The following is a 25,341-nucleotide window of genomic DNA, read 5'->3' as shown; positions in this document are numbered from 1 at the left end:
ATAGCCCGGCGGGACCAGGGCGGCGCGTCACGCGCCCGGCGGCGCGCACGCCGGATCGCCCGGCGGCCCGCCTAGGGCGGAGGAGCTCCTGGATGCTCACGGTCCGGCCACGGTAGACGGCGATCATGGACGGGAAACGGCCCTGCCTGAGGTAGGCGTCCCGGACCTTGCGGGAGCAGAGCTTGGTGCCGAGGCCGCGACCGTGAGCCGTCGCGCCGCGGGCTGAGCCTGCTGAGGCCGTGTTTCGGGCCGGGCTGGGACGTGGTTTCGTACAGCTTCGGCATCGTGAATTCGGGAATGGCGGCCGGGCCGCCCGGAAGCACGAGCGACGGGGACGTGGTGACGGCGGTCGCGCCGATGCGGCGACGTACGGTTCAGCGCGAACGCATGGCGAACCCCCTCCTGATGGCATTGTGTTTCCCGGCCGCTCCCGGGGCGTTCCACGGCAAATGAGGCCGCAACCGATTGCGAAAACGAATTACCGCGTCGGCGAGAGGTGAAGAGGAATCATTTCTGCGGTTTTCCCGCAGGGATGCCGCGGGCCGGACGAGGCGGTGTCCGGCGGGCGGCTACGGGGCGCTGCGGCCCACGGCGCCGGTGAGCGTGATCGTGCCGGACTCGGCGCGCAGGCCGAACCCGTAGCGGTAGTCCCGGCGGTTCACCGGGCTGTCGAGCAGGCTGTCGATCGTGGTCTCCTGGAGCCGGTGCCACATGCCGTGGGTCTCGGCGTACGAGGTGATCATCCCGTCCTTGTGCACGAGGGCGAGACGGTCGCCCTTCTTCAGCTCCACGTAGATGGTCCGGGGAAGCTTGAGCAGCCTGCCGTCCAGCCGGACGCTGAGGCCCGAGACCTTCCGCGCGTTGTTGTACCAGGCCGAGATGTAGTTGTTGCCGTCCTTCACCCAGCCCACGTAGACGGTGTCCTGTGTTTCGCCCTTCCCGGTGAACTCGCCCAGGGTGACCATGCTGAGCGAGGTGGCACCGGAGAGCCCGCCGGGGCCGGACAGCATGGTGAAGTACGGCGTGGGCCCGGAGGCGGTGAACACCCCGTTGTCGGTGGCGATGCTCGGCACCATCTCCCGCTCCTCCGGCTGGTGGGAGACGTACTGCTGGACGTTCTCCGGGGCGGTGAAGCGGTCCTCGATGTCGAGCTTCGGGAACATGCCGAGATCGAGGTCGCCCCTGGAGGAGACCTCGCCCGGGGGCGCGGCGGGAGCGCGTGCCGCCTCCTGGCGTATGTTCGCGGCGGCCGTCGTCGCGCCGCTCTCGCCGTCGCCGCCGCGCAGCCAGGTCGGGACGAGGATCGTCGCGGCGGTCAGGGTGAGCACGGTCGCCGAGGTGATGAGCACGCACCGCCGCGGCCGCCACGGTTTTCGGTGCGAGCCGCGCCCGCCCGGCGCGGTCGTCGTCTCGGCCTCCGGGGCGGGGGCGTCCGGCTCCGCCGCGGGCCGTACCGCGTCGGTGGCGGGATGCTCCCGCGGCGTCGGCAGGGCCACGGCCGTGCCGAGCCCTGCGGGCAGGGCCTGGACCGGGGCGCCCGCGGCGTCGGCCTGCCGCGGCCCGGACGCCCGCTGCGACGTGTGCGCGGCCGCGAGGTGGGGTGGCGGGGCGGGCGGGGGCGGAGGCCAGGAGGAGGGCCCGCCGGGGGCGCCGGCGCCGGGCGCGGCACCGGTCAGCATGCCGAAGGCGGGCCGGGTCGCGGTGCCGTTCGCCGGGTGCGGCGGCGGGCCGGGCGGCGGACCCGGGATCGGGTACGCGGGGAGCGCGTGCCGTTCGGTGAGCACGCGCAGCAGCTCGGCGGCGCTCGGGCGGGCCGCCGGGGTCTTGGCGAGCGCCGCGGCGACGAGCTCGCGGAGCGGGTTGGGCACGCCGGACAGGTCCGGATCGGCGTGCAGGATCGCGTGCATGATCGCCGGAACCGTGGCGCCGTTGAACGGCAGCCGCCCGGTGGCGGCGAACGTCATCGTGCTGCCCCAGGAGAACACGTCGCACGCGGCGGTGACCGGCTCCTCGGTGAGCTGCTCGGGCGCGAGGTACGCCGGGGTGCCGAGCAGCCAGGTGGTGCTCATGCTGGAGTCGAGCGCCCGCGCGATGCCGAAGTCGATCACCACCGGTCCCTCGGGGCCGAGGATGACGTTGCCGGGCTTGAAGTCCCGGTGCACGACGCCGTGGGCGTGGATGGAGGCGAGCGCGGTGAGCGTGCTCACGGCGAGCCGTTCCAGGCCGCTGCCGGAGATCGGCCCCTCGGTCTTCACCTTCTCGTCGAGCGAGGGGCCCGGCACGTACTCGCTGACGATGTACGGCCGGCCGGCGAAGATGCCGGTGCCGACGATCTTGGCGGTGCAGAAGGCGGCGACTTTCGCGGCCACCTCGGCCTCGCGGAGGAACCGGCGGCAGGTCTTCGGGTCGGACGCCCACTGCGGGAGCAGCGCCTTGATCGCGACCCGCCTGCCGTCGGGCGCGAGCCCGAGGTAGACCGTTCCCTGGCCGCCCTTGCCGAGCAGCGACAGGATCCGATACTCACCGATCTGCCTCGGCTCGTTGGACCTGAGCCCTCGAGGACTCGTCACCATTCACCCCGTCTGGCTCGGTTGATCAACGAATGTCGCGGCCAGATTACCTTGTCGCACTATGTGATCATGCGAAAAACGGTCCGCCATTCAAACGTTTGCCGAAAATGACGTCTGCGGACGCTGTGCTCCATTCATGTCGTAATCAGGTTGAAGTGGACAGCTCACTGATCGACCGCACATCAGACCAATGTTCGGTGTTAACCGCCGCGGCCAATGAAAATGCCACGTCGAAGGCGTTCCGTGGACGACAAACGAAATCATGTTCTGGCGGCCTCGCGGCGTGCCCGGGAATGGCCCGGCCGCTGGGCGGGGTGGCCCGCGTCGCCGCGGGCGGGTCAGGCGCGCGGGAAACGTACGACCCAGCGGCGCTGCCACGGCGTCTCGACCGCCCGGGGGTGATGGTTCGCCCGCGTCCACGCGACCGCGTCTTCCGGATCCAGCCCGGCGAGTACGGCGAGGCAGGCGATGACCGTGCCCGTGCGGCCGATCCCGCCGCCGCAGGCCACCTCGGCCCGCAGGCCCGCGCGGGCCCGGCCGTACAGGTCGCGCACCCGTTCGATCGCCGCGTCGCGGTCGCGGGGGAGCAGGAAGTCCGGCCAGTCGAGCCAGTCGTGCGGCCAGGACAGCTCCGGTTCGTGCCGCCGCCGCAGCCGGACGCCGCCGAGGTAGAGGCCGTGGTCGGGCGCCGGGCCGGGCGGTGTGCCGTGGCGCAGGCCACGGCCGCGGATCCACGTGCCGTCCGGCAGCCGGATCGCGCCGGGGAGCGGGGGTGCGTGCAACCGGGCCTCCCGTGGTCGTGCCGTTCGCCGCCGCCCGGCGGCCGTGCCGTACCCGGTCGGGGTGGCCGCCGTGCCCGGGTGAGTGTGGGGCCTCCGGCGGGCGGGGGAGGGCGGCTTCTCCACGGGCGAACGCGCCGCCGTGGCCGGTGCACGGCAATCTCCGTGCAAAGGGGCGGCCCACCCTGCAATACCCCCTGGCCGCCGGTGGCCCTATGCTGCCTCTAACGGGCCGAGTCCTGGTCGTAGTGAGGGAGTTGCGCGATGAACAAGGAGTTCGCCGCCGAGCTGGTGGTGTGGCTGATCCCCGTCGTGTTGCTGCTGGGGATCGCGTACCTGGTCACGGCCACCGCCTGACCGACCGTCCGCAGCGGTGGACCCGGCGGGACGGCGACGTCTCCGCTCCACCGGCGACCCCCGCCGGTCCGGTGCCCGCCGTGACCCGCCGAGCGATGCACCTCCCGGGTTCGGCTGAGGACTCCAGGTGTGACGGTGGCGGCGCGGACAAGCCGTCCCGGGGCGCCGCCACCTGCCTTCTCGTGCGCCCTTCCGGCGCTCGGCGACGCTCCCGGCCGTGCCGTACCCGGGTCACCGGTAGACGAAGCACTCGACCTCGGCCCGGCGGCGGCTGATCCCCCTGGCGACCGAGTCGGTCACGCACCGGCGCTCGGCGCGGGTGAGCTCGAGCTCGCCGCACACGGTCACCCCGGCGTACCGGCGGCAGTCGAGGCCCGGGTTCGCCCGCCCCACGCGGTACCGCTCGGCCACCCTCGCCTCGCAGCGCTGCCGCGCCTTGCCACCCTTCCCCGCGTACCGGCACTGGGCGAGCAGGGTGTCGTACTGCTGCCGGCTCACCTGCTGCTTGGGCAGGACCCTGGGATCGCCGTCGGCCGCCGACCGGCCGCCGGTCACGGCGAACAGGACCAGAGCCGTGCATGCGAGCACGGTGAATCTCCGCTTACGCATCGTGTCCCCCTCTCCACGGTAACAGCACGTCACCATCCGGTACGCCCGGGGTGGTGATCCGTGCCCCGCGAGGACGGGCACCGCCGGTCCCACTCCAGGGCCTCGTCGCGAGGATCACTCATCCCGCTCTACGGGTTAAATGCCCTGTTTCTTCCCTATTTTCGCTATTTCTATGGGCGGCCTCGGCGAAAGCCGGGCCACACCCTCTTCGCCGCGGGACCGGTACGGCACGCCCGCGCGCGGCCTCGGGCCGGGGCGCCGAGCGGCGGCCAACCTGGTGCGTTAGCCACCATTCGCTGAAAAACGGCTCATATCCGGCGCGAGCGGATGGTCGCGGATGCCGGAGTACGGCGATCCGCCTGTGAGCGGTCTGTGAGCGGTTTGCCAATGCGCGCCCCTACCGTCGATACCGCTGGTGGGTCCGGCAGGAGAGGAGCGCCGCGCGGCGGCCGCGCCACGAGGGGGGTGCGGCGGGCGCCACGCCCGCCAAACAGCGGTCGCGGTCGCAGCGGGGGGCTTGCGGCGCTCCTCCCCCGCCGGGCATGAGGCTCTCCTAGGCGCGGCGCGTCTTCGGGAGGCCGGCGGGATCGCCGACGGGGGCGTCGCCGGCCTCCCGGAGGCGTTCGCGCAGCGCGGCGGCGCGGGCGTCGCCGTACTCGGTGAAGATCCGCAGGGCCGCATTCCACCGGTCGCGGGCGCCGGCCAGGTCGCCGGCGGCGAGCAGCGCCCGCCCGAGGTGGTCGAGCACCTCGGCCTCGCCGCGCCGGTCCTCGTACCGGCGCATCAGCTCCAGGGCGCGCTCGAACGAGCAGGCCGCCTCGTCGAGCCGGCCGAGCCCGGCCTGCGCGATGCCGATCGTGCGCAGCGCCTCGCCCTGGTGGTAGGGGTCGCGCATGCGGTCGTAGATGGCGAGCGCGGCCCGCGCGCGCTCGAGCGCGGCCTCGTACCGGCCGAGCCCGTTGTCGTTGCGCGCGATGTGCTCGAGCGTCTCGGCCTCCAGCCGCCGGTCGCCGCGTTCCCGCGCGATCGCCAGCGCCTCGTTGTAGCAGCGCGTCGACTCCTCGAACTCGCCGAGCCGGAAGTAGACCCCGCCCAGGTCGGCGAGCACGAACCCCTCCAGGTCGCGGTCGCCGATCTCGCGGGCGAGCGCGAGCGCCTCGGTGTTGCGGGCCACCGCCGCGTCGAGCTCGCCGAGCCGGGCGTGCACCTCGGCGAGGTGGTTGATCGCGCGGCCCTCCTCCTGTGGCCGGCCGTCCCGGCGCGCCGCGTCGGCCGCGATGCGGTGCACGTCCGCCCACGCCGGGCCCGGCACGTGGAAGTCGCGGAACAGCACGAGCACCGCGGCGATCCGCCACGCGTGGCCGTACCGGCCGTGCGCCGCGGCGGTGCGCACCGCGGCCATGAGGTTCGCCAGCTCGGTCTCGAACCAGCCGACCGCGTCCTCCCGGCGGTCGAACTCGAGCGGGGTCACCTCCTGCGGCGGCGGCTCGGCCGGGACCGTGCGGTCCCCGGGCGGCAGGTGCCGGGCGGCGTTGTGCGCGGTGTGCAGGTACCAGTCGAGCACCCGGCGCAGCGGCTCGTCGACCTCCCCGGCCTCCCGGGCGCACTCGGCCGCGTACGCGCGCAGCAGGTCGTGGAAGTCGTAGCGGCCGGGGGAGCGGGAGCGCAGCAGGTGGTCGGCGGCGAGCCGGTCGAGCAGCCGGGTGGCCGCGGCCTCGTCCGGGGCGGTCTCCGGGCCGACCAGCGCGGCGGCGGCGCCGACCCCGATCTCCTCGCCGGGGTGCAGGCCGAGCAACCGGAACATGCGCGCGGCCGCCTCGTCGAGCGCCCGGTAGGTCCAGGAGAACACCATGCGCAGGTCGGTGTCGTCGCCGTCGCCGGTGTCGAGCGCGGTGAGCCGGCCACGCTCGTCGCGCAGCTCGGCGGCGAGGCGGCGCAGCGGCGTGTCCGGGAACCGGGCGGCGCGCTCGGCGAAGATGCGCAGCGCGAGCGGCAGCCGGGCGCAGCGTTCCACGATCTCGGCGACGGCCGCCGGGTCGGAGTCGATCCGGTCCCGGCCGAGCACCTCGGCGAGCAGCTCGACGGCCTCGTCGCCGGGCATCTGGTCGAGCACCACCCGGCGCGCGCCGTACTGCACGATGAGCGCGCGCAGCTGGTTGCGGCTGGTCACCAGGACCATGCCGCCCGAGCCGGGGATGAGCGGCGCCACCTGCTCGCTGCCGCCCGCGTTGTCGAGCAGCAGCAGCACGCGGCGCCCGGCGAGCAGGGTGCGCAGCAGCGCCGAGCGCTCGTCCACGCCGACCGGCACCCGGTCGGCCGGGGTGCCGAGCGCGCGCAGCAGCGTCTCCAGCGCGGCGGCGGGCTCCACGGGCCGTCCCTGGCCGTAGCCGCGCAGGTCGAGGTAGAGCTGGCCGTCGGGGAACCGGTCGCGCACCCGGTGCGCCCAGTGCACCGCGAGCGCGGTCTTGCCGACGCCCGCCGTTCCCTGCACCGAGACGATCACGGGCGGGCGGGAGGCGTCGGGGGAGTCGCCGAGCGCCTCCTCGAGCAGCCGGTCGAGTACGGCGAGCTCGGCCCGCCGCCCGGCGAAGTTGGGGATGTCCGGGCGGAGCTGGCGGGGCACGGGGATCGCGCCCACCGGCTGGGGGAGCGGGACGTCGGCGGCGGGCGCCGTGATCGGCGAGGCCACGGGCGGCGCGACGGCCAGTGCGGTGGTCAGGGGCGCCACCGGCGGTGTGGGCGTCGCGGGCATGGCCGCGGTGGGCGAGACCGGTGTGGCGGCCGCCTGCGCCGTCTCGGCCGGATTCGGATGGTCGGGCCCGATGGGCCAGGCCGTACGGCGCGCCGGGTACGGCCCGGCGGGCGGGTCGAGCGCGGGATCGCCGGTGAGGATCGCCTGGTGCAGGTTGCGCAGCGCCGGGCCGGGGTCGACGCCGAGCTCGTCGGCGAGCAGCTCGGCGAGGTCGTGGTAGGCGCGCAGCGCCTCGGCCTGACGGCCGGACCGGTACAGCGCGAGCATGAGCCGCTCCCACAGCGGCTCGCGCAGCGGGTGCGCGCGGGTGAGCTCGCGCAGCTGCGGCACGAGCTCGGTGTGCCGCCCCGCGTCGAGGCCGAGGTCGATCCACTGCTCCTGGGCGCGCAGCCACTCCTCGGTGAGCGGCTCCACCTCGTCGCGGTGGAGGGTGGGCGAGTCCACGTTCGACAGCGCCGGGCCCCGCCACAGCCCGACCGCCGCGGACAGCGCCTCGGTGGCCGCGGCCGGATCGCCCGCGGCGATGGCGGCCTGGGCGGTCGCGGTCAGCTCGCGGAAACGCAGCAGGTCGAGCGAGCCGGCGTCGCACGCCACGCGGTAGCCGTCCGGGACGGTGACCAGCAGGTCCCGCAGCTCGGGCAGGCGGCGCAGCCGGTTGATGTAGCTCTGCACGGTCCCGCGGGCCCGGTCCGGATCGTCGGTCTCCTCCCACAGCCAGCTCGCGATCCGGCCCACCGGCACGCTCTCGCCCGCGCGCAGCAGCAGCCCGGCGAGCACGACCCGCAGCTTGTTGCCGCCGATCGGCACCTCCCGGCCGTCCGCCGCGGTCACCGTCAGCGGGCCCAGCACCCGAAATCTCACGAGCCGTCCACCAATGGAGTTGTCCCAGAAGCTTGCGTGATGTCGTGACCGCACGTTACCGGTTGCGCATTTGACCCCGGTACGAGCCGGTCCGATACGTGCCTGAAACGTGTGCCGCGTCCCTTTTCTTGTGGCGGTGGGCGGCGCGGCCGGCGCGCGGCCGGTCGGCGCTCCTCACGGATCGCGCAGTGATCGCGGGGCCGAGTGTTTCCGCAGGTCGTTGACGGTGGCTTGACCCGGCCGGGAGACGGCGGCGGGTAGCACCGGGGGCATGGGGGGACTGCCCGCCTACCGGCCGATGCTGGCCCAGCTCGGGGCGGCGCCGGCCCGGGACGAGGGATGGGCGTACGAGATGAAGTGGGACGGCGTGCGCGCGCTCGCGTACGTCGAGGACGGGCGGGTGCGGCTCTACTCCCGCAACGCCAAGGAGATCACGGCCGCCTACCCCGAGCTCGCCGGGCTGGCGGACGCGGTCGGGGACCGGCGGTGCGTGCTCGACGGCGAGGTGGTCGCCTTCGACGCGCAGGGGCGGCCGCGCTTCGAGGCGCTGCAGCCGCGCATGCACCAGCGCGACCCGGCGCGGGTCCGGCGGCTGATGGACCTCGTCCCGGTCAGCTACCTGCTGTTCGACGTGCTGCACGTGGGCGACCGCCCGGTGATCGGCCTGCCCTACCTGGACCGCCGGGCGCTCCTCGCCGGCCTGGTACGGCCCGGCCCGCACTGGGACGTGCCGCCCCACCTGGAAGGGGTGGCCGCGGCGCAGGTGGTCGACGAGTCGCGGCGGCTCGGCCTGGAGGGCATCGTGGCCAAGCGGGTCGCCTCGCCGTACCGGCCGGGGCGGCGCAGCCCGGAGTGGCGCAAGGTGAAGAACTTCCGCAGCCAGGAGGTCGTGGTCGGCGGCTGGCAGCCGGGGCAGGGGCGCCGGGCGGACACGATCGGGTCGCTGCTCGTCGGCGTGTACGAGGAGGGGCGGCTGCGGTACGCCGGGCACGTGGGGACCGGGTTCAGCGAGGCGGCGCTGCGCGAGCTCGACCGGCTGCTGCGGCCGCTGGAGCGGGCGGCGAGCCCGTTCGACGACGAGGTGCCCCGGGAGTTCGCGCGCAGCGCGCACTGGGTGGAGCCGCGGCTCGTGGGCGAGGTGCGGTACGCCGAGTGGACCGGCGACCACCGGCTGCGCCACCCGAGCTGGCGCGGCCTGCGCGACGACAAGACGCCCGGGCAGGTGCGGCGGGAGGACGCCTGAGGCCGGGTGCGGGCCGCCTCCGCTCGTCCCCGTCTCGTCCCGCGTGACCCTGCCACGCCGGTGCCCGCACGCGTGTCGCGGGCCGCGGGCGCCCGCGCGCCGCCACCCGGCCCGCCCCGCCCACCGGCCATGGTCCGCCGGTGCCCGGCCTGCGCCGTACGTCACGCAATCGCATCGTTAATGCGAGGATATTGCAACTACAAAGACGTGCCGTAGAGTGGCGCCAAAAGCCGGACATCGGAGGGTGATCATGCACGTACCGGACGGGTTCTTCACCGCCTCCGTCTCCATCGCCGCCGGTGTCGCCGCGGCCGGCGGCGTGGCCGTCTGCCTCCGCGGCGCGCGGCGCGAGCTCGACGATCGCACCGCCCCGATGGCCGGTCTGGTCGCGGCGTTCGTGTTCGCCGCGCAGATGCTCAACTTCCCGGTGGCCGCGGGCACGAGCGGCCACCTGCTCGGCGGCGCGCTCGCCGCGGTGCTCGTCGGACCGTACACCGCGGTGTTGGCGGTGACCGTGGTCCTCCTCATACAGGCGTTACTGTTCGCCGACGGCGGGCTCACCGCGCTCGGCGTGAACATCGTGCTGATGGCGATCGTCACCGCCGTCGTCGGCTGGGCGGTCTTCCGGCTCGTCGTCCGGGTGCTGCCGCGCGGCCGCCCCGCGATCGTGGCCGGGTCGTTCGCGGGCGCGCTCGTCTCGGTGCCCGCCTCGGCCCTGGTGTTCACGCTGCTGTTCTGGATCGGCGGCACCGCCCCGATCGAGGTCGGCACGGTCGCCGCGGCGATGGGCGGCGTGCACGTGCTGATCGGCATCGGCGAGGGCCTGATCACCGCGCTCACCGTGAGCAGCGTGCTCGCGGTACGGCCGGACCTGGTGTACGGCGCGCGGAGCCTCGCCACCCCGCTCGTGCTGCGCACCCCGGACGGCGCGACCACGACCGCCGAGCCGTCCGGCCCGCAGGCCGCCCCGGCCCGCACCCGGCGCCTGGCCCCGTTCGGCCTCGCCGCCCTCGCGGTGTCGCTGCTGCTCGCGGGCGTGGTGAGCTTCTACGCCTCCGGGGACCCGGACGGCCTGGAGCGGGTCGCCGAGGACCACGGCCTCAACGCGGCCGAGCAGGAGCACAACCTCGGTGGCAGCCCGCTCGCCGACTACGGCGTGGCCGGTGTGGAGAACGAGCGGCTCTCGGTCGGCCTCGCCGGGATCATCGGCGTCGGCGTCACGGTCGCCGTCGGAGGCGCGGTGTTCTACGCGGCGCGGCGCCGTACCAGGGACGAGACCGCCGGCACCCCGGACCGGGCGCACGCCTGATGGCCGCGGGCCACCACCACCGGCTCTACCTGCCGGGCGACACGCCGGTGCACCGGCTGCCGCCGGAGTGCAAGCTCGCCGCCGCCGTGGCCTTCGCGATCACGGTCGTGGCGACCCCGCGGTCCGCGCTGTGGGCGTTCGCCGTCTACGCCGCGCTGCTCGCCGCGGTGGCGGCGATCGCCCGGGTGCCGCCCGGCTTCCTGCTGCGGCGCATGGCGATCGAGCTCCCGTTCGTGGCGTTCGCGCTCGCCCTGCCGTTCATCGGCCTGGGCGAGCGCGTCGCGGTGGGCGGCCTCGCCCTGAGCGTCGAGGGCCTGTGGGCGGCGTGGAACATCCTCGCCAAGGCCACCCTCGGCGTGACGGCGAGCATCCTGCTCGCGGCCACCACCGAGCCGCACCGCATCCTGCACGGCGCGCGGCGGCTCCGCATCCCGCCGCTGCTCGTGCAGATCGCCATGTTCATGCTGCGCTACCTGGACGTGATCCTCGACGAGATGCGGCGCATGCGGGTCGCCCGCGAGTCGCGCGGCTTCACCGCCCGCGACCTGCGGGCCGCCCCGGTGCTCGCCCGCTCGGTCGGCGCGTTGTTCATCCGCTCCTACGAGCGCGGCGAGCGCGTGCACCTCGCCATGCTGAGCCGCGGCTTCACCGGCACCCTGCCGGTGCTCGACGACCGGCCCGTGCCGCCCGCCGCCTGGGCCGCGGCGCTGTCCCTGCCCGCCGCCGCGGCCGTGGTCGCCGCGCTCGCCCGGACGCTGGCATGACTAGGCTGGGTCCCGCCGGGCGTGCCGGATCGGTGCCGGAGGGTGTGATGGAGGACGCCGTAGCGGACAGGGACGCGACCGCGGCCGAGCCGTCGCTGCGGGTACGCGACCTCGCCTACGCCTACCCCGACGGCACCCAGGCGCTGTTCGGGGTGAACCTCACCATCGAGCGCGGCGAGCGGGTGGCGCTGCTCGGCCCCAACGGCGCGGGCAAGACCACGCTCGTCATGCACCTCAACGGCATCCTCACCCCCGGGCACGGCGAGGTGGTCGTGGCCGGGCTGCCGGTGCGCAAGGACACCCTCCGCGAGGTACGGCGCCGCGTCGGCCTGGTCTTCCAGGACCCCGACGACCAGCTGTTCATGCCGACCGTGCGCGAGGACGTGGCGTTCGGCCCGGCGAACATGGGGGTGCGCGGCGAGGAGCTGGAGCGCCGGGTACGGCACGCGCTCGAGCGGGTCGGCATGCTGGACGCGATCGACCGGCCGCCGCACCACCTGTCGTTCGGTCAGCGGCGCCGGGTCGCGGTCGCCACCGTGCTCGCCATGGAGCCGGAGATCCTCGTGCTCGACGAGCCCTCCTCGAACCTCGACCCGGCCTCCCGCCGGGAGCTCGCCGAGATCCTGCGCGGCCTCGACGTGACCGTGCTCATGGTCACCCACGACCTGCCGTACGCCCTCGAGCTGTGCGAGCGCTCGCTGATCCTCTCCGGCGGCGTGATCGTCGCGGACGGCCCCACCCGCGAGATCCTCGCCGACGCCGAGCTGCTCGCCGCCCACCGGCTGGAGCTGCCCTTCGGCTTCACCGTGCCGGGGCCGACAACGGTTCCTGACCTTCACGCTCGGTGATGTCGAAGTAAAGTGAACCTCGCCGGAGGAGGTTCAGATGAAGTTGAAGCTCGCTCGACGGGCGCTCGGGGATGCCGCGGTGGTGGCCGTCGAAGGTGAGCTGGATCTATTCACCGCCCCGCACCTGCGTGAGGAGGTGCGGGACGCCATCAAGAAGGACGGCCCCACGCTCGTGCTCGACCTGTCGGAGCTGTCGTTCATGGACTCCAGCGGGCTCTCGGTGCTGATCGAGGCGTGGCGGCTCGCCACGAGCGAGGGCGGCTGCGTCAGCCTGGCGAACCCCCAGCCGCCGGTCGCCCGCATCCTGCGCACGACCGGCCTCGACCGCCGCATCAAGGTCTACCCGGACGTGGCGAGCGCGGTCGCCGCCGGCTGAGCCCGCCGGAGGGGTCGGGTACGGCACGGCGGGTATACCGGACGTACCCCGTGCGCGATGACGGCCGTGACCTGCGGATTCGCGAACCAGGCAGGGTGACCGGGGCGCCGCGTCCCGCGGTCGCCGCCGAGCGGTGCCCGGCGGGTGGCGGAGATTTGGGCCACTTCCAGTAGAACTTTCTTCGGTTCGCGGTTAAGGTCCGGACTATGGATCTCAACGGAGCAGCAGCAGTCATCTCCGGCGCGGCGAGTGGCCTGGGTGCGGCCACCGCGCGCGAACTCGCCCGGATCGGCGCGACCGTGGTGCTCGCTGACCTGAACGAGGAGGCCGGCAAGGCCCTCGCCGAGGAGATCGGCGGCGTCTTCGTCAAGTGCGACGTCACCGACGAGCAGCAGGTGCAATCGGCGGTGGACGCGGCGGTCGCGACCGGCAAGCCGCTGCGCGCGATCGTCAACAGCGCCGGCATCGGCTGGGCCGAGCGGACCGTCAACCGCGAGAACCAGCCGCACAACCTCGAAACCTTCCTGAAGGTGATCAACGTCAACCTCGTCGGCACCTTCAACCTCATGCGCATCGGCGCGGCGGCGATCGCCAAGACCGAGCCGGTGGACGCCGACGGCTCCCGCGGCGTGGTGATCAACACCGCGTCGGTGGCGGGCATCGAGGGCCAGACCGGCCAGGTCGCCTACTCCGCCTCGAAGGGCGGCATCATGGGCATGACGCTGCCCGCCGCCCGCGACCTGTCGGTGATCGGCGTGCGGGTGCTCACCATCTGCCCCGGCATCATCGACACCCCGATCTACGGCACCGGCCCGCAGGCCGAGGAGTGGAAGCAGCGCCTCGCCCAGCCGGTGGCGTTCCCCAAGCGGCTCGGCCGTCCGGAGGAGTTCGCCCACCTGGTGCGCTCCCTGATCGAGAACGACTACATGAACGGCGAGATCATCCGCTTCGACGGCGGTATCCGGTTCCAGCCCAAGTGACGCCGGAGCCCCGGACGGGCACGGGCCCGTCCGGCACGTGCCATCGGCGGGGCCGCCCGCGCACCGGCCCCGCCGCTTCGCCGTACCCAGTGACCATGTGCAGGCCAGGGAGGACAGGTGGCTGACGAGGTTCAGGTCGAGGTCGACGGCGCGGTCGCCGTCATCACCATCAACCGGCCGCAGGCGCGCAACGCGATCAACGCGGCCGTGGCGAACGGCATCGCCTCCGCGCTCGACGAGCTCGACGAGCGTAAGGACGTCTCGGTGCTCGTGCTCACCGGCGCCGGCGGCTACTTCTCCAGCGGCATGGACCTGAAGGCGTTCCTCGGCGGGGAGCTGCCGTGGGTGGAGGGCCGCGGCTTCGGCGGCATCGTGGAGAACCCGCCCGCCAAGCCGATCATCGCCGCGGTGGAGGGGTACGCCCTCGCCGGCGGCTTCGAGCTCGTGCTCTCCTGCGACATCGTGGTGGCGTCCCGGGAGGCGAAGTTCGGCCTGCCCGAGCCGAAGCGCGGGCTCGTCGCCGGGGCGGGCGGTCTGCTGCGGCTGCCGCGGCGCATCCCGTACCACATCGCCATGGAGATCGCGCTCACCGGCGACTTCTACCCGGCGACCCGGCTCGCCGAGCTCGGCCTGGTCAACCGGGTCACCGAGCCGGGCGAGGCGCTCGCCGCGGCGAAGGAGCTCGCCGCAAAGATCGCGGAGAACGCGCCGCTCGCGCTCAAGGGCAGCAAGCGGATCATCGTGGAGTCCGCCGACTGGAGCCGGGAGGAGATGTTCGAGCGGCAGCGCTCGATCGTCGACCCGATCTTCGGCTCCAAGGACGCGATGGAGGGCGCGGCCGCGTTCGCCGAGAAGCGCGCGCCGCGGTGGAGCGGCGAGTAGCGAACCGGAACGCCGTGCCGTACCGCCCCGCCTCCACCTTCGGACCTTTCTCTCCGCTTTATGGGTAAGCCTGTTTATTGGGGAAGAAAGAACAGGCAAAGCGGGTTTATGCGAATTGACGCATTTTACCCGCCGAGATCCGTGGGGTGGAGGGGGCCCGAGGTGTACCAGCATCCGGGGTATTACGGCAGTCCGGGATACTACGGCCGGCCCACGCCGAGGTCGCCGGGCGGATACCGCCGCGGCCGGTCGGGTGGCCTGCTCGCGGGCGCCCTCGGCGGGGTCGCCGTGGTCCTGCTCCTGCTCGCGGCGATGTGGATCCTGGAGATCCTCGACTTCGCGCTGCTCCTCGGGCTGGACCGGTACGGCATCGTCGCGGGCGATCCGGAGGGGCTGCTCGGCGTGCCGCTCGCCCCGTTCCTGCACGCCGGGTTCGGCCACCTCATGGCGAACTCGCTGCCCCTGCTCGTGCTCGGCATCATGGCGGCGATCCGGGGCGTGGGGCGGTTCGTCGCCGCGAGCGCGATCATCGTGCTGGTGAGCGGCGTCGGCGTCTGGCTCACCACCCCGCCGCACTACATCACGGTCGGCGCGAGCGGCCTCGTCTTCGGCTACTTCGGGTACGTGGTGGCCCGCGGGTTCTTCGACCGGCACTCGCTCGACATCGCGCTCGGCGTCGTGGTCGCGGTGCTCTACTACTCGCTGCTGTGGGGCGTGCTGCCGAGCCAGCCGGGCATCTCCTGGCAGGGCCACCTGTTCGGCCTCATCGGCGGCGTGCTCGCCGCCTGGATGCTGCGCCGCCGCACCTTCGCCCACGGCGACTACTGAGGCGGCCGCGCCGCCGGGACGAAACGGGCGCGGTCCCGGGCCGCACCGGCGGCGGGAACGGGACCGCGCCTCGTCGTCGTCGGTCACGCGTACGGCGAGCCGTACCGGCCGGGTCAGAGGCGCTCGACCACGTAGTCGATGCAGTGGGTGAGGGCCTCGACGTCGGCCGGGTCGACCGACGGGAACATGCCGATGCGCAGCTGGTTGCGGCCGAGCTTGCGGTACGGCTCGGTGTCGACGATGCCGTTGGCACGCAGGATCTTGGCGACCGCGGCGGCGTCCACCGAGTCGGCGAAGTCGATCGTGCCCACCACGTTCGACCGCTTCGCCGGGTCGGCGACGAACGGCGTGGTGTAGGAGGTCTTCTCCGCCCACGTGTACAGCCGCTGGGCCGAGTCCGCGGTGCGCGCGGTGGTCCAGGCGAGGCCGCCCTGCTCGAGCATCCACTCGATCTGCTCGGCGAGCAGGAAGAGCGTGGCGACCGCCGGGGTGTTGTAGGTCTGGTCCTTGCGCGAGTTGTCGATCGCGGTCGGCAGGCTGAAGAACTCCGGAATGTACCGGCCCGACCCGGCGATCTCGGCCGCCCGGTCGAGCGCGCGCGGCGAGAACAGGCCGATCCACAGCCCGCCGTCCGAGGCGAAGCACTTCTGCGGCGCGAAGTAGTAGACGTCGAACTGGGCCGGGTCGACCGGAAGGCCGCCCGCGGCGGAGGTGGCGTCCACCAGGACGAGGGAGTCGTCGTCCGTGGCGACCCGCTGGATCGGGAGGGCCACGCCGGTCGAGGTCTCGTTGTGGGTGAGCGCGTAGGCGTCCACGCCCTCCTCGGCGCGCGGCTCGGGGGCCGATCCCGGCTCGGCGCTGATCACGCTGGGGTCCTCGAGCCACGGCGCCTTCTTGGTGGCGGCCGCGAACTTGCTGGAGAACTCGCCGAAGGTGAGGTGCTGCGACCTGCGGCGGATGAGACCGAACGCGGCGATCTCCCAGAACGCGGTGCTGCCGCCGTTGCCGAGCACGACCTCGTAGCCCTCGGGCAGCCCGAACAGCGCGGTCAGTCCCTCGCGCACGCGGCGCACGAGGTTCTTCACCGGCTTCTGGCGGTGCGAGGTGCCCAGCAGGCCGGTCCCGGTCGCGGCGAGGGCCGCGAGCTGCTCGGGACGCACCTTCGAGGGGCCACAGCCGAACCGGCCGTCGGCGGGCTTGATGTCAGCGGGGATCAGTATGTCAGCCACTCCACCAAGCGTAGATGAACTGGTGCGATGCCCGTCGCCGGGGGTGCGCGGTGTCGGCCGTTTCCGGCGGTGGTCTCTACCACTCGGTGGCCACCCGGCGCGTGCGGCCGGGGAGCCGGAGCGGCGGTGTGGGCCGCGCCCGCCCGCCCCGTCCTCTCGGGGGTGACGGGGTGGCGCGGGCGCGGCCACCGGTGGCCGCGGTGCCGGCGCGGTCCGCGGGCGTACCCAGGGGACGTACGCCGCGGATCAGGCGTCCGGCGGGCGGCCGGTGGAGAAGCGGCCCCAGGGGAGTTGTCTCTCGTCGGAATCAGCGGTCCGGTCCGCCGGTCAACCGGCGGACACGGTCAGCGGGATGCGGTCACTGCGACAGGACCTTGTCCGCGCCGGGCACGTCGTGCACCGAGCGCTTCGCCGGGCCCACGTACCGGGCGCTTGGGCGGACCAGCCTGCCCGTGCGCTTCTGCTCCAGGATGTGGGCGGCCCAGCCGGCGGTGCGCGCGCACGTGAACATCGCGGTGAACATGTTCGCGGGCACCTCGGCGAAGTCGAGCACGATCGCGGCCCAGAACTCCACGTTCGTGGCGAGCACGCGGTCGGGCTTGCGGGCCTGCAGCTCGGCGAGCGCGGCCTTCTCGAGCGCGACGGCGACCTCGTACCGCGGCGCGCCGAGCTCCTTGGCGGTACGGCGCAGCACCCGGGCCCGCGGGTCCTCGGCGCGGTAGACCCGGTGGCCGAAGCCCATGAGCCGCTCGCCGCGGTCGAGCGCCTGCCTGACGTAGGTCTCGGCGTCGCCGATCCGCTCGACCTCCTCGATCATGTGCAGCACGCGGGCGGGGGCCCCGCCGTGCAGCGGCCCGGACATCGCGCCGACCGCGCCCGACATCGCCGCGGCGACGTCGGCGCCGGTCGAGGCGATCACGCGGGCGGTGAACGTGGAGGCGTTCATGCCGTGCTCGGCGGCCGACGTCCAGTAGGCGTCGATCGCCTTGACGTGCCGCGGGTCGGCCTCCCCGCGCCAGCGGATGAGGAACTGCTCGACGACCGTCCGGCCCTGGTCGACCAGCCGCTGCGGCACCATCGGCTTGCCGAGGCCGCGCGCGGACTGGGCGACGAAGGACAGCGCGGTCACCGAGCACCGGGCAAGGTCCTCGCGGGCCTGCTCGTCGTCGATGTCGAGCAGCGGGCGGAAGCCGTACGCGGGGGCGAGCATGGCGAGTGCGCTCTGCACGTCCACCCGGACGTCACCGGTGCGGACGGGCACCGGGAACTGCTCGGCGGGCGGCAGCCCCGGCTCGAACGCGTTGTCCACGAGCAGCCCCCACACGTGCCCGAAGGAGACGTGCCCGACAAGCTCCTCGATGTCGACGCCCCGGTAGCGCAGGGCGCCGCCTTCCTTGTCCGGTTCCGCGATCTCGGTTTCGAAGGCCACCACGCCTTCCAGCCCGGGTTTGAAGTCGGACATTTCCGGCCGCCTCCCTTTCTCAGGTGCGTTGTCACACAAGGGCGATCCCTTGATGTCGAGATACCGGCGAGTTACATTCAACCCCCTGTCCCCGCGACGCGTGCCCCCGGGATCCCTCTGAGTGCGTCGCCGCAGGTAAAGGCTGGTGTTCCCGGGAACGGGGCGGACTGCCACCTCGACGCGCCCACCGATCGCGTCCGCCTCGCCCGGCGGGCCGTACCCCGGGAATGGCGCGAGCCGGCCGCGCGGACACGGCGGAGCGGGCACGGAAGAATGGCACCTCGTGGAACTACCGCACCCGCATCCCGCCGGGCTCCGGCGGAGCTACCAGGGCAAGCCGCTGCTCGAGTCGGACCTGGCGCCCGAGCCGATCGCCCAGTTCGCCGTCTGGTTCGTCGACGCGGTCGAGGCCGGGCTGCCCGAGCCCAACGCGATGGTCCTCGCCACCAGCTCGGCCGACGGCCGGCCGAGCGCCCGGCTGGTGCTGCTCAAGCACTACGACGCCGAGGGGTTCGTGTTCTTCACCAACTACGAGTCGCGCAAGGGCCGCGACCTCGCCGAGAACCCCCGCGCCTGTCTCGTGTTCCCCTGGCACGAGATCCGCCGCCAGGTGCGGGTGGAGGGCGAGGTGGTACGGCTGCCGCGGGAGGAGTCGGCCGCCTACTTCCGCTCCCGGCCGTACGGCTCGCGCATCGGCGCCTGGGCGAGCCGCCAGTCCGAGGTGGTGCCGTCCCGCGAGGCGCTCGACGAGCGCTTCGCCGAGCTGGCGCGGCGCTGGCCGGACGAGGTGCCGGTGCCGGACTTCTGGGGCGGCTTCCGGGTGATCCCGCAGGTGGTCGAGTTCTGGCAGGGGCAGGACGACCGCATGCACGACCGGCTGCGCTACCGCCGCGACGGGGAGGCGTGGATCGTGGAGCGCCTCGCGCCCTGAGCCGGTCCGGCCCGCGGACCGGGCGGCCCACCCCCCGCTGCGAAAAACGTGGTCAATACAGATAAAGTGCCCCGGTCGATGGATTCGTCGAGAGCTGCGAGGTGACGGGGTGCCGGGGCTCCAGACGTTGCTGCGCCGGGTGGCGATCGACCTCACGCCGCTGCGCCGGCCGCACTACCGCCGGCTCTGGGCGGGGCAGGGCCTGTCGTTCATCGGGTTCCAGCTCACCACCGTCGCGGTCAACCTGCAGGTCTTCGACATCACCGGGTCGTCGCTGTGGGTCGGCATGCTCGGCCTCGCCAACCTGGTGCCGCTCATCGTCTTCGGCCTGTGGGGCGGCGCGGTCGCGGACGTGATGGACCGGCGGCGGCTGCTCGTCACCGGCGCGGTCATCACCTGGATCGCCACGCTGGTGGTGCTCCTCCAGGCGTGGGTCCGGCTCGGCAACGTGTACGTGATCCTCGCCGCGATCGCGGTCCAGTCGATGGGGTTCGCGATCACCTCCGCGACCCGGGGCGCGATCATCCCCCGGATCGTGCCGATCGAGAAGGTGCCCGCCGCGAACACCCTCAACTTCCTGGTGAGCAGCCTCGGCTCGGTGCTCGGCCCGCTGCTCGCCGGCGTGGTGCTCGCCCGCGGCGGCTACACCCTCGCCTACCTCATCGACGCGGTGCTGTTCAGCGCCTCCTTCTACGCCGCGGTACGGCTGCCGCACCTGCCGCCGCTCGGCGAGGCGAGCCGCCGGGCCGGGCTCGGCCTCGTGGCCGAGGGCCTGCGCTACATCGCCACCAGCCCGGTGGTGCTCATGTCGTTCGTCGTCGACCTGATCGCGATGGTGTTCGCGATGCCCCGGGCGCTCTACCCCGAGCTCACCGAGGTGCGGTTCGGCGACTCGCCGCACGCCTACGCCTGGCTGTCGGCCGCGATCGCGATCGGCGCGGTCGCGGGCGGGCTGTTCACCGGCTGGGTCGGCCGGGTGCGGCGGCAGGGCCTCGCGCTCACCTTCACCATCGCGGTGTGGGGGCTCACCGTGGCCGCGGCCGGGCTCGTCTCCGAGCTGTGGCTGGTGGTCACGCTGCTCGCGGTCGGCGGCGTCGCCGACCTGATCTCGGCGACCTGGCGGCAGTCGATCCTCCAGCTCCACGCCCCGGACGAGATGCGCGGGCGGCTGCAGGGCGTGTTCATGGTGGTGGTCGCGGGCGGCCCGCGGCTCGGCGACCTGCGGGCGGGGGCGAGCGCGTCGCTCGTCGGGCTCACCCCGGCGTGGGTGAGCGGCGGGCTGATCTGCGCGGTGCTCGTGGTGGTGACCGGCCTCGCGGTGCGCTCGTTCCGCGAGTACGTGCCCGAGACGCTGCGCCGGTCGTCGCCCTCGGCGTCCCCCGACCGCCCGGACGCCTCCTGACCGGGCCTTTACCGCGCCCTGACAGCGTTCCGGCCGCGGCCCGGTTCCGAGGCGGGCCGTACACCGCCGGTGACGCTTTCACACCGCCCGGCGCGTATCCGAGCGCCGCGGCCGCGCCATGTCGATCTCAAAACGGGTGAATGGCCTCAAGGGAAGGAATTCGGCGGCACCGATGTTCGAATATTAGGCCAGCACGGTCGTCCTCCCCATAGGGTCTGACCAAGACCAAACCTGTGCCCGCACGGGCGGTCATGAGTCACCCAACGGAACGGCCTCACCACACCTGGAACCGTCGAAATGGACATACCATCGAGACGGGGACTGGAGGAGTCTTGACCGCACACGGCCTCATCGACACCACGGAGATGTATCTCCGGACCATCTACGAGCTCGAGGAGGAGGGCATCGTGCCCCTCCGGGCTCGTATCGCCGAGCGTCTGCAGCAGAGCGGCCCCACCGTCAGCCAGACCGTGGCCCGGATGGAGCGGGACGGTCTGGTCAAGGTTCAGGGTGACCGTCATCTGGCGATGACGGAGCTGGGACGCACCCTCGCCACCCGCGTCATGCGCAAGCACCGCCTCGCCGAGCTGTTGCTCACGCAGGTGATCGGCCTGCCCTGGGAGGAGGTGCACATCGAGGCGTGCCGGTGGGAGCACGTGATGTCCGACGCCGTCGAGGCGCGGCTGGTGACCCTGCTCGGCAACCCCACGCGCTGCCCGCACGGCAACCCGATCCCCGGCCTGGAGGAGCTCGGCGTCGCCGAGAGCGCGGCCGAGGCCAAGGCCCTGGCCGAGGAGAAGGTCATGACGATGACCGAGGTGGCGGGCACCACCGACGAGCCCGTCGTCATCCGCCGCATCAGCGAGCAGGTGCAAAGTGACCCCGCGGTGATGCTTAAACTCAAGCAGGTTGGGATACAACCCGGACGCGAGGTGAGGCTCGCGGTGGCCGACGACGGTGTGCGGGTGATCGGTGACGGACAGGCGGACGACACTCCCGTGGATCTTCCACGTGAGGTTGCCGCACACGTATTTGTCGCAAGGCCCTGACCAGAGGGGGCGCGCTTGGTTGAATTCCCTCAGGGGAACCCCTCGCTCCCCTGAACGCCCAGCCTCCGCTTCACCAGGAGTGCCCGTGGTTCACTGCGCGCGCAACCAGCCTCGAGGAGTGGCCGTCGTATGAAGCGATGGGGGGATTCGACCCGAGCCGTCTCCGCGTCGCTGAGCCCGCGGGCGGTGCTCGACCAGGCCGAGATGGCCGTCGTGGTCACCGACCGGTTCAGCAACATCGTCTACTGGAACCCCTTCGCCGAACGGCTCTTCGGGCGCTCTTCGGAGGAGTGCGGCGCGCCGATCATCGACGCCCTTCACGCCGGCCAGCCGATCGCGGGTGATGTCGCCAAGCACGTGCTGGCCGGCGGCGTCTGGGAGGGCACCTTCGAGGTCCGGCGCACCGACGGCACCCTGCTGTACGTGCGCGCGCAGGCGGTGCCGATGCGCCAGGAGACCGGTGAGATCACCGGCATGTGCATCACCGCCCGGGAGGCGATGCGCGGCAACGAGCGGGAGAAGGACCGCTTCGGCCTGCTCGAGCGCATCGGGGAGCGCCTCGCGGGCTCGCTCGACGTCGAGGAGACCCTGCGCCGGGTCGCCGACATGCTCGTGCCGCAGTTCGCCGACCACTGCTTCATCGAGCTGATGGACGGCGACCGGCTGGTCCGCCGGGTGTCGGTGCACGTGCCCGGCTGGACGCCGCCGCCCGGCACCTGGCAGCCGGTCGGCGCGGAGATCAACTATCCCGCGGACCACTACGCGGAGATCGCGCTGCGCCGCCAGGAGACCGTGCTCGTCGAGGACTTCAGCAGGTCCTCCTTCCCGTCGCCCGGCGAGGCGGCCGCCCGGCTGTGCGGGGAGATCGGCCTCACCTCGGCGATCGTGGCGCCGCTGTGCGTGCGCGGCGAGGTGCTCGGGCTGATGTACCTCGCCCTGTCGAACCTGTCGGACCGCCGCTCCCCGCACTACGACGCGTTCGACCGCGACCTCGTCGGCGCGATCGCCACCCGGGTGGCGATCGCCCTCGACAACGCGATGCTGTTCGAGGAGGAGCGGAACACCGCCGAGTCCTTCCAGAAACACCTGCTCCCGCGCCACGTCCCCAAGCTCGACGGCCTGGAGATCACGGCCCGCTACCACCCGGCCGCGCCGCTCGCCACCCACGGGCAGGGCATCCAGACCCAGGTCGGCGGCGACTGGTACGACGTGATCCCGCTGTCGGCCGGGCGGGTCGGCATCGTCATCGGGGACGTGGAGGGCCGCGGCGCGAAGGCGGCCGCGGTGATGGGCCAGCTCCGGGCCGCGCTGCGGGCCTTCGCCCAGGACGACAAGTCGCCCGCGGACATCCTCGCCCGGCTCGACGAGTGGACCCGGATCGTCGCGCCCACCGACGCCGACGACTACGGCTGCTCCGGCACCGGCGAGGACGAGGACGCGGACGTGCTCACCCCGCCGCTGGTCACCTGCCAGTACCTCGTCTACGACGCCTGGTCGCGCGAGCTGTCGTTCGCGAACGCCGGGCACGCCCCGCCGCTGCTCATCGTCGACGGCGAGGTGACCGAGCTCGACATCGCCGAGGTGGGCCAGCCGCTCGGCCTGCGGGCCAACGGCATGCACGCCGACTTCGTGTACAAGGAGGAGACCCGGATCCTGCCGCCCGGGGCCACGCTCGTGCTCTACACCGACGGGCTCGTCGACCGCCGCCCCACCCGCGACGGCGCGGTGCTCGACAACGCCGAGGCGCTGCGGCTGCTCCGCGAGGAGATCGCCAAGGTCGCGCACGAGCCGGTGGAGCGCATCGCCGAGGCCGCGATCAACGCCGTGCCCGGCGACATCGACGACGACATGGCGATCCTCGTGCTGCGCTCCGCGGACGACACGCTCGAGTCCGCCGAGCGCACCTTCCCCGCCCAGCCGATCATGGTGGGGGAGGCCCGCCGGATGGCCGCGGAAGTGTTCGCGTCTTGGAACATTCCAGAGGAACGCGGCGAGCTCGCCTGCCTGCTCGTCTCCGAGGTCGTGACGAACGTGGTGCTGCACGCCGCGAACTCGAACGTGCCGCGGCGGGCGCTCGTGCTCGACGGGCCGCCGCTGCCGTACGACGACTGGGACGACCCGCTCCTGGGGGAGGAGGCCGAGCCGGAGAAGGAGTTCCGGCTGCGGCTGCGCCGGGGGGAGAAGTCGATCTGGGTCGAGGTGTTCGACCAGGACCTGCGGCTGCCGCGCATCCGCAGCGCGGGCGAGAACGACGAGGGCGGGCGCGGCCTCTACCTGGTGGACCAGCTCACCAAACGCTGGGGCTCCCGGCCCACGCCGGAGGGCAAGGCGGTCTGGTTCGAGATCCCGATCCGCTCCCGCTGACGCGGCGGGCCGCCCGGTCCCGGGTACGGCCCGCGCGGGCGTGGCTCAGCCGATGGTCTGGCCCCACATGGCGAGCACGACGATGATGAACACGACCATCACGCCGGCGTAGCCCACGGGGCCGAGGCGGAACGCCCGGCGCACGCGGTTGAGCAGCCAGGCGAACAGGAACGCCAGGAAGACCAGCAGGATCAGCCCGCTGTTGTCACCCATCGCCCACCATCATCCCTTCGCCTTCCCGGGCGGGTTCTCGCCGTCCGTCCGCGGCCGCCCCGGCCGGTACGGCAGGGCTCGCCGTACCGGTGCCGATGCCAACCAGTATGCGACCGGGACGCGGCGGGCGCGCGGACGCGGCGCGCGGCGGGTATGACGGACGGCGCCCACGGCGGTCGTCCTGGCCCGCCGTGGGCGCGATCGGTGTGCGGAGTGGGTCAGAAGCCGAAGGAGCGGCCGATGATCTCCTTCATGATCTCGTTCGTGCCGCCGTAGATGCTCTGCACCCGGGCGTCGAGGAACGCCTTGGCGACCGGGTACTCGAGCATGTAGCCGTAGCCGCCGTGCAGCTGCAGGCAGCGGTCGATGACCTTGTTCTGCAGCTCGGTCGTCCACCACTTCGCCTTGGCGGCGTCGACGGCGGTGAGCTCGCCGGCGTTGAGCGCCATGATGCACTTGTCCACGTAGTGCCGGGCGATCTCCACCTCGGTGGCGAGCTCGGCGAGCACGAACCGGGTGTTCTGGAACTTGCCGATGCTCTGGCCGAACGCCTGGCGGGTGCGGCAGTACTCGATGGTCTGCTCGAGCACGGTCTCGGCCGCGGCCACCGCGCCGACCGCGATCGACAGCCGTTCCTGCGGCAGGTTCCGCATGAGCTGGTAGAAGCCCTGGCCCTCGGCGTCGCCGAGCCGGTTCGCCACCGGCACCCGCACGTTGTCGAAGAACAGCTCGGCGGTGTCCTGGGCCTTCATGCCGATCTTCTCGAGGTTGCGGCCCCGGGTGAAGCCCTCCATGCCGCGCTCGACCACGAGCAGCGTCATGCCCTTGGCGCCCTTGGTGGGGTCGGTCTTGGTGACCGTGACCACGAGGTCGGAGTTGATGCCGTTGGTGATGAACGTCTTGGAGCCGTTGACCACGTAGTGGTCGCCGTCCCGGACCGCGGTGGTGCGGATGCCCTGCAGGTCGCTGCCCGCGGACGGCTCGGTCATCGCGATCGCCGTGATGAGCTCGCCGGAGGCGAAGCCGGGCAGCCAGCGCTCCTTCTGCTCGTCGTTGGTGAGGTCGACGAGGTAGGGGGCGACGATGTCGGTGTGGAGGGAGAAGCCGAGGCCGGTGGCGCCGACCCGCATGACCTCTTCGAGCATCACCGCGTTGTAGCGGAAGTCGGTGATTCCGGAGCCGCCGTACTCCTCGGGCACGCCGAAGCCGAACATGCCGATCTCGCCGGCCTTCTTCCAGACCTCGCGGGGGACGATGCCGTCCTTCTCCCACTGGGCGTGGTGGGGGACCACCTCGCGAGCCAGGAAGTCCCGCACGGTCTCCCGGAAAAGTTCGTGTTCCTCTTCGAAGAGATCCCGGCGCATCTGACTGCCTCCTTCACGTCACTCCACAGAATACGATTCTGGTTACCTATCAGTACATAGGTCACAAGTAGGGCACATTGCTCCGAGCGCGTCAGCGGGTGATTCCGCGCGGTTAGTACGATCAACCGCGATTGCGATCAACCGCCCTGGTCAGGGTGGAGCTTCGTGG

20 protein-coding genes are annotated in these 25,341 nt (G+C 72.8%); 12 read left to right on the top strand and 8 right to left on the bottom strand.

The window, feature by feature from the left end; genetic code table 11:
* Nucleotides 1-569: 569 nt before the first annotated feature.
* The 4 genes from FHX40_RS19175 to FHX40_RS19160 all read right to left on the bottom strand — a co-directional run bounded on the left by FHX40_RS19175 (nt 570) and on the right by FHX40_RS19160 (nt 7,928).
* Nucleotides 570-2,570 (bottom strand): serine/threonine protein kinase, encoded by a 2,001-nt coding sequence (locus FHX40_RS19175; protein ID WP_170198888.1) that lies wholly within the window; start codon nt 2,568-2,570, stop codon nt 570-572.
* 338 nt (nt 2,571-2,908) lie between these two features.
* On the bottom strand, nt 2,909-3,352 hold the full coding sequence (locus FHX40_RS19170; RefSeq protein ID WP_142260907.1) for a protein-tyrosine phosphatase family protein: 444 nt from the start codon (nt 3,350-3,352) through the stop codon (nt 2,909-2,911).
* A 585-nt stretch (nt 3,353-3,937) separates the two neighbouring features.
* A complete protein-coding gene (locus FHX40_RS19165; protein WP_229788550.1) occupies nt 3,938-4,315 on the bottom strand; it encodes a hypothetical protein in 378 nt (125 codons plus the stop codon).
* A gap of 553 nt (nt 4,316-4,868) precedes the next feature.
* Nucleotides 4,869-7,928, bottom strand: coding sequence for an AfsR/SARP family transcriptional regulator (locus FHX40_RS19160; protein ID WP_211350315.1), 3,060 nt, complete (start codon nt 7,926-7,928; stop codon nt 4,869-4,871).
* Between the two features lie 271 nt (nt 7,929-8,199).
* Here FHX40_RS19160 and ligD point away from each other — a divergent pair, with 271 nt between their 5' ends.
* From ligD to FHX40_RS19120, 8 genes are all read left to right on the top strand, one after another.
* Nucleotides 8,200-9,171: a non-homologous end-joining DNA ligase gene (gene ligD, locus FHX40_RS19155; protein WP_142260905.1), complete on the top strand. Its 972-nt coding sequence runs from the start codon at nt 8,200-8,202 to the stop codon at nt 9,169-9,171.
* A gap of 250 nt (nt 9,172-9,421) precedes the next feature.
* Nucleotides 9,422-10,480 (top strand): energy-coupling factor ABC transporter permease, encoded by a 1,059-nt coding sequence (locus FHX40_RS19150; RefSeq protein WP_142260904.1) that lies wholly within the window; start codon nt 9,422-9,424, stop codon nt 10,478-10,480.
* A complete protein-coding gene (gene cbiQ, locus FHX40_RS19145; RefSeq protein WP_142260903.1) occupies nt 10,480-11,244 on the top strand; it encodes a cobalt ECF transporter T component CbiQ in 765 nt (254 codons plus the stop codon). The genes FHX40_RS19150 and cbiQ overlap by 1 nt, the downstream gene beginning before the upstream one ends.
* A 47-nt stretch (nt 11,245-11,291) precedes the next feature.
* The gene (locus FHX40_RS19140) at nt 11,292-12,092 is read left to right on the top strand and encodes an energy-coupling factor ABC transporter ATP-binding protein (RefSeq protein ID WP_142260902.1); all 801 of its coding nucleotides are present in this window, start codon (nt 11,292-11,294) and stop codon (nt 12,090-12,092) included.
* Between the two features lie 37 nt (nt 12,093-12,129).
* Entirely contained in the window at nt 12,130-12,468 is a 339-nt protein-coding gene (locus FHX40_RS19135) for an STAS domain-containing protein (RefSeq protein ID WP_142260901.1), read from the top strand.
* A 206-nt stretch (nt 12,469-12,674) separates the two neighbouring features.
* Nucleotides 12,675-13,448, top strand: coding sequence for an SDR family oxidoreductase (locus FHX40_RS19130; RefSeq protein WP_142260900.1), 774 nt, complete (start codon nt 12,675-12,677; stop codon nt 13,446-13,448).
* A gap of 117 nt (nt 13,449-13,565) precedes the next feature.
* Nucleotides 13,566-14,330 carry a crotonase/enoyl-CoA hydratase family protein gene (locus FHX40_RS19125; RefSeq protein WP_142260899.1) on the top strand — a complete coding sequence of 255 codons (765 nt, stop codon included), beginning with the start codon at nt 13,566-13,568 and terminating at the stop codon, nt 14,328-14,330.
* A 162-nt stretch (nt 14,331-14,492) separates the two neighbouring features.
* Nucleotides 14,493-15,158: a rhomboid family intramembrane serine protease gene (locus FHX40_RS19120; RefSeq protein ID WP_229788551.1), complete on the top strand. Its 666-nt coding sequence runs from the start codon at nt 14,493-14,495 to the stop codon at nt 15,156-15,158.
* Nucleotides 15,159-15,271: 113 nt separating this feature from the next.
* On the opposite strand, the gene serC is transcribed toward FHX40_RS19120, so the two are convergent.
* Nucleotides 15,272-16,387: a phosphoserine transaminase gene (gene serC / locus FHX40_RS19115; protein WP_142260897.1), complete on the bottom strand. Its 1,116-nt coding sequence runs from the start codon at nt 16,385-16,387 to the stop codon at nt 15,272-15,274.
* A gap of 358 nt (nt 16,388-16,745) precedes the next feature.
* The gene (locus FHX40_RS19110; RefSeq protein ID WP_142260896.1) at nt 16,746-17,849 is read right to left on the bottom strand and encodes a citrate synthase 2; all 1,104 of its coding nucleotides are present in this window, start codon (nt 17,847-17,849) and stop codon (nt 16,746-16,748) included.
* Between the two features lie 283 nt (nt 17,850-18,132).
* Here FHX40_RS19110 and pdxH point away from each other — a divergent pair, with 283 nt between their 5' ends.
* From pdxH to FHX40_RS19090, 4 genes are all read left to right on the top strand, one after another.
* Complete coding sequence (gene pdxH, locus FHX40_RS19105; RefSeq protein ID WP_189136183.1) at nt 18,133-18,780, top strand: pyridoxamine 5'-phosphate oxidase; 648 nt, start codon at nt 18,133-18,135, stop codon at nt 18,778-18,780.
* A 109-nt stretch (nt 18,781-18,889) separates the two neighbouring features.
* Nucleotides 18,890-20,182: an MFS transporter gene (locus FHX40_RS19100; RefSeq protein ID WP_142260895.1), complete on the top strand. Its 1,293-nt coding sequence runs from the start codon at nt 18,890-18,892 to the stop codon at nt 20,180-20,182.
* A gap of 332 nt (nt 20,183-20,514) precedes the next feature.
* On the top strand, nt 20,515-21,231 hold the full coding sequence (locus FHX40_RS19095; protein ID WP_142260894.1) for an iron-dependent transcriptional repressor DtxR: 717 nt from the start codon (nt 20,515-20,517) through the stop codon (nt 21,229-21,231).
* A 129-nt stretch (nt 21,232-21,360) separates the two neighbouring features.
* Nucleotides 21,361-23,595 (top strand): ATP-binding SpoIIE family protein phosphatase, encoded by a 2,235-nt coding sequence (locus tag FHX40_RS19090; RefSeq protein ID WP_142260893.1) that lies wholly within the window; start codon nt 21,361-21,363, stop codon nt 23,593-23,595.
* Between the two features lie 45 nt (nt 23,596-23,640).
* Here FHX40_RS19090 and FHX40_RS25180 read toward each other — a convergent pair whose 3' ends face one another.
* Together FHX40_RS25180 and FHX40_RS19085 are read right to left on the bottom strand one after the other, a co-directional pair.
* Nucleotides 23,641-23,808, bottom strand: a complete 168-nt coding sequence (locus FHX40_RS25180) for a hypothetical protein (RefSeq protein WP_170198886.1) — start codon at nt 23,806-23,808, stop codon at nt 23,641-23,643.
* Nucleotides 23,809-24,026: 218 nt separating this feature from the next.
* Entirely contained in the window at nt 24,027-25,172 is a 1,146-nt protein-coding gene (locus tag FHX40_RS19085; protein ID WP_142260892.1) for an acyl-CoA dehydrogenase family protein, read from the bottom strand.
* Between the last annotated feature and the right edge of the window lie 169 nt (nt 25,173-25,341).

Origin of the sequence: Thermopolyspora flexuosa, from assembly GCF_006716785.1 — a bacterium.
Classification (GTDB): Bacteria; Actinomycetota; Actinomycetes; order Streptosporangiales; family Streptosporangiaceae; genus Thermopolyspora; species Thermopolyspora flexuosa.
The sequence above is the reverse complement of the archived record's forward strand: the minus strand, read 5'-3'. Positions and strand labels throughout refer to the sequence as shown.

Bases quoted from the DNA above. Each gene is read 5' to 3' on its own strand.
- FHX40_RS19150 (WP_142260904.1), top strand. From the start codon at position 9,422: ATGCACGTACCGGACGGGTTCTTCACCGCCTCCGTCTCCATCGCCGCC.
- FHX40_RS25180 (WP_170198886.1), bottom strand. From the start codon at position 23,808: ATGGGTGACAACAGCGGGCTGATCCTGCTGGTCTTCCTGGCGTTCCTG.
- FHX40_RS19140 (WP_142260902.1), top strand. From the start codon at position 11,292: ATGGAGGACGCCGTAGCGGACAGGGACGCGACCGCGGCCGAGCCGTCG.
- FHX40_RS19130 (WP_142260900.1), top strand. From the start codon at position 12,675: ATGGATCTCAACGGAGCAGCAGCAGTCATCTCCGGCGCGGCGAGTGGC.
- FHX40_RS19085 (WP_142260892.1), bottom strand. From the start codon at position 25,172: ATGCGCCGGGATCTCTTCGAAGAGGAACACGAACTTTTCCGGGAGACC.
- FHX40_RS19135 (WP_142260901.1), top strand. From the start codon at position 12,130: ATGAAGTTGAAGCTCGCTCGACGGGCGCTCGGGGATGCCGCGGTGGTG.
- FHX40_RS19090 (WP_142260893.1), top strand. From the start codon at position 21,361: ATGAAGCGATGGGGGGATTCGACCCGAGCCGTCTCCGCGTCGCTGAGC.
- FHX40_RS19165 (WP_229788550.1), bottom strand. From the start codon at position 4,315: ATGCGTAAGCGGAGATTCACCGTGCTCGCATGCACGGCTCTGGTCCTG.
- FHX40_RS19110 (WP_142260896.1), bottom strand. From the start codon at position 17,849: ATGTCCGACTTCAAACCCGGGCTGGAAGGCGTGGTGGCCTTCGAAACC.
- cbiQ (WP_142260903.1), top strand. From the start codon at position 10,480: ATGGCCGCGGGCCACCACCACCGGCTCTACCTGCCGGGCGACACGCCG.
- ligD (WP_142260905.1), top strand. From the start codon at position 8,200: ATGGGGGGACTGCCCGCCTACCGGCCGATGCTGGCCCAGCTCGGGGCG.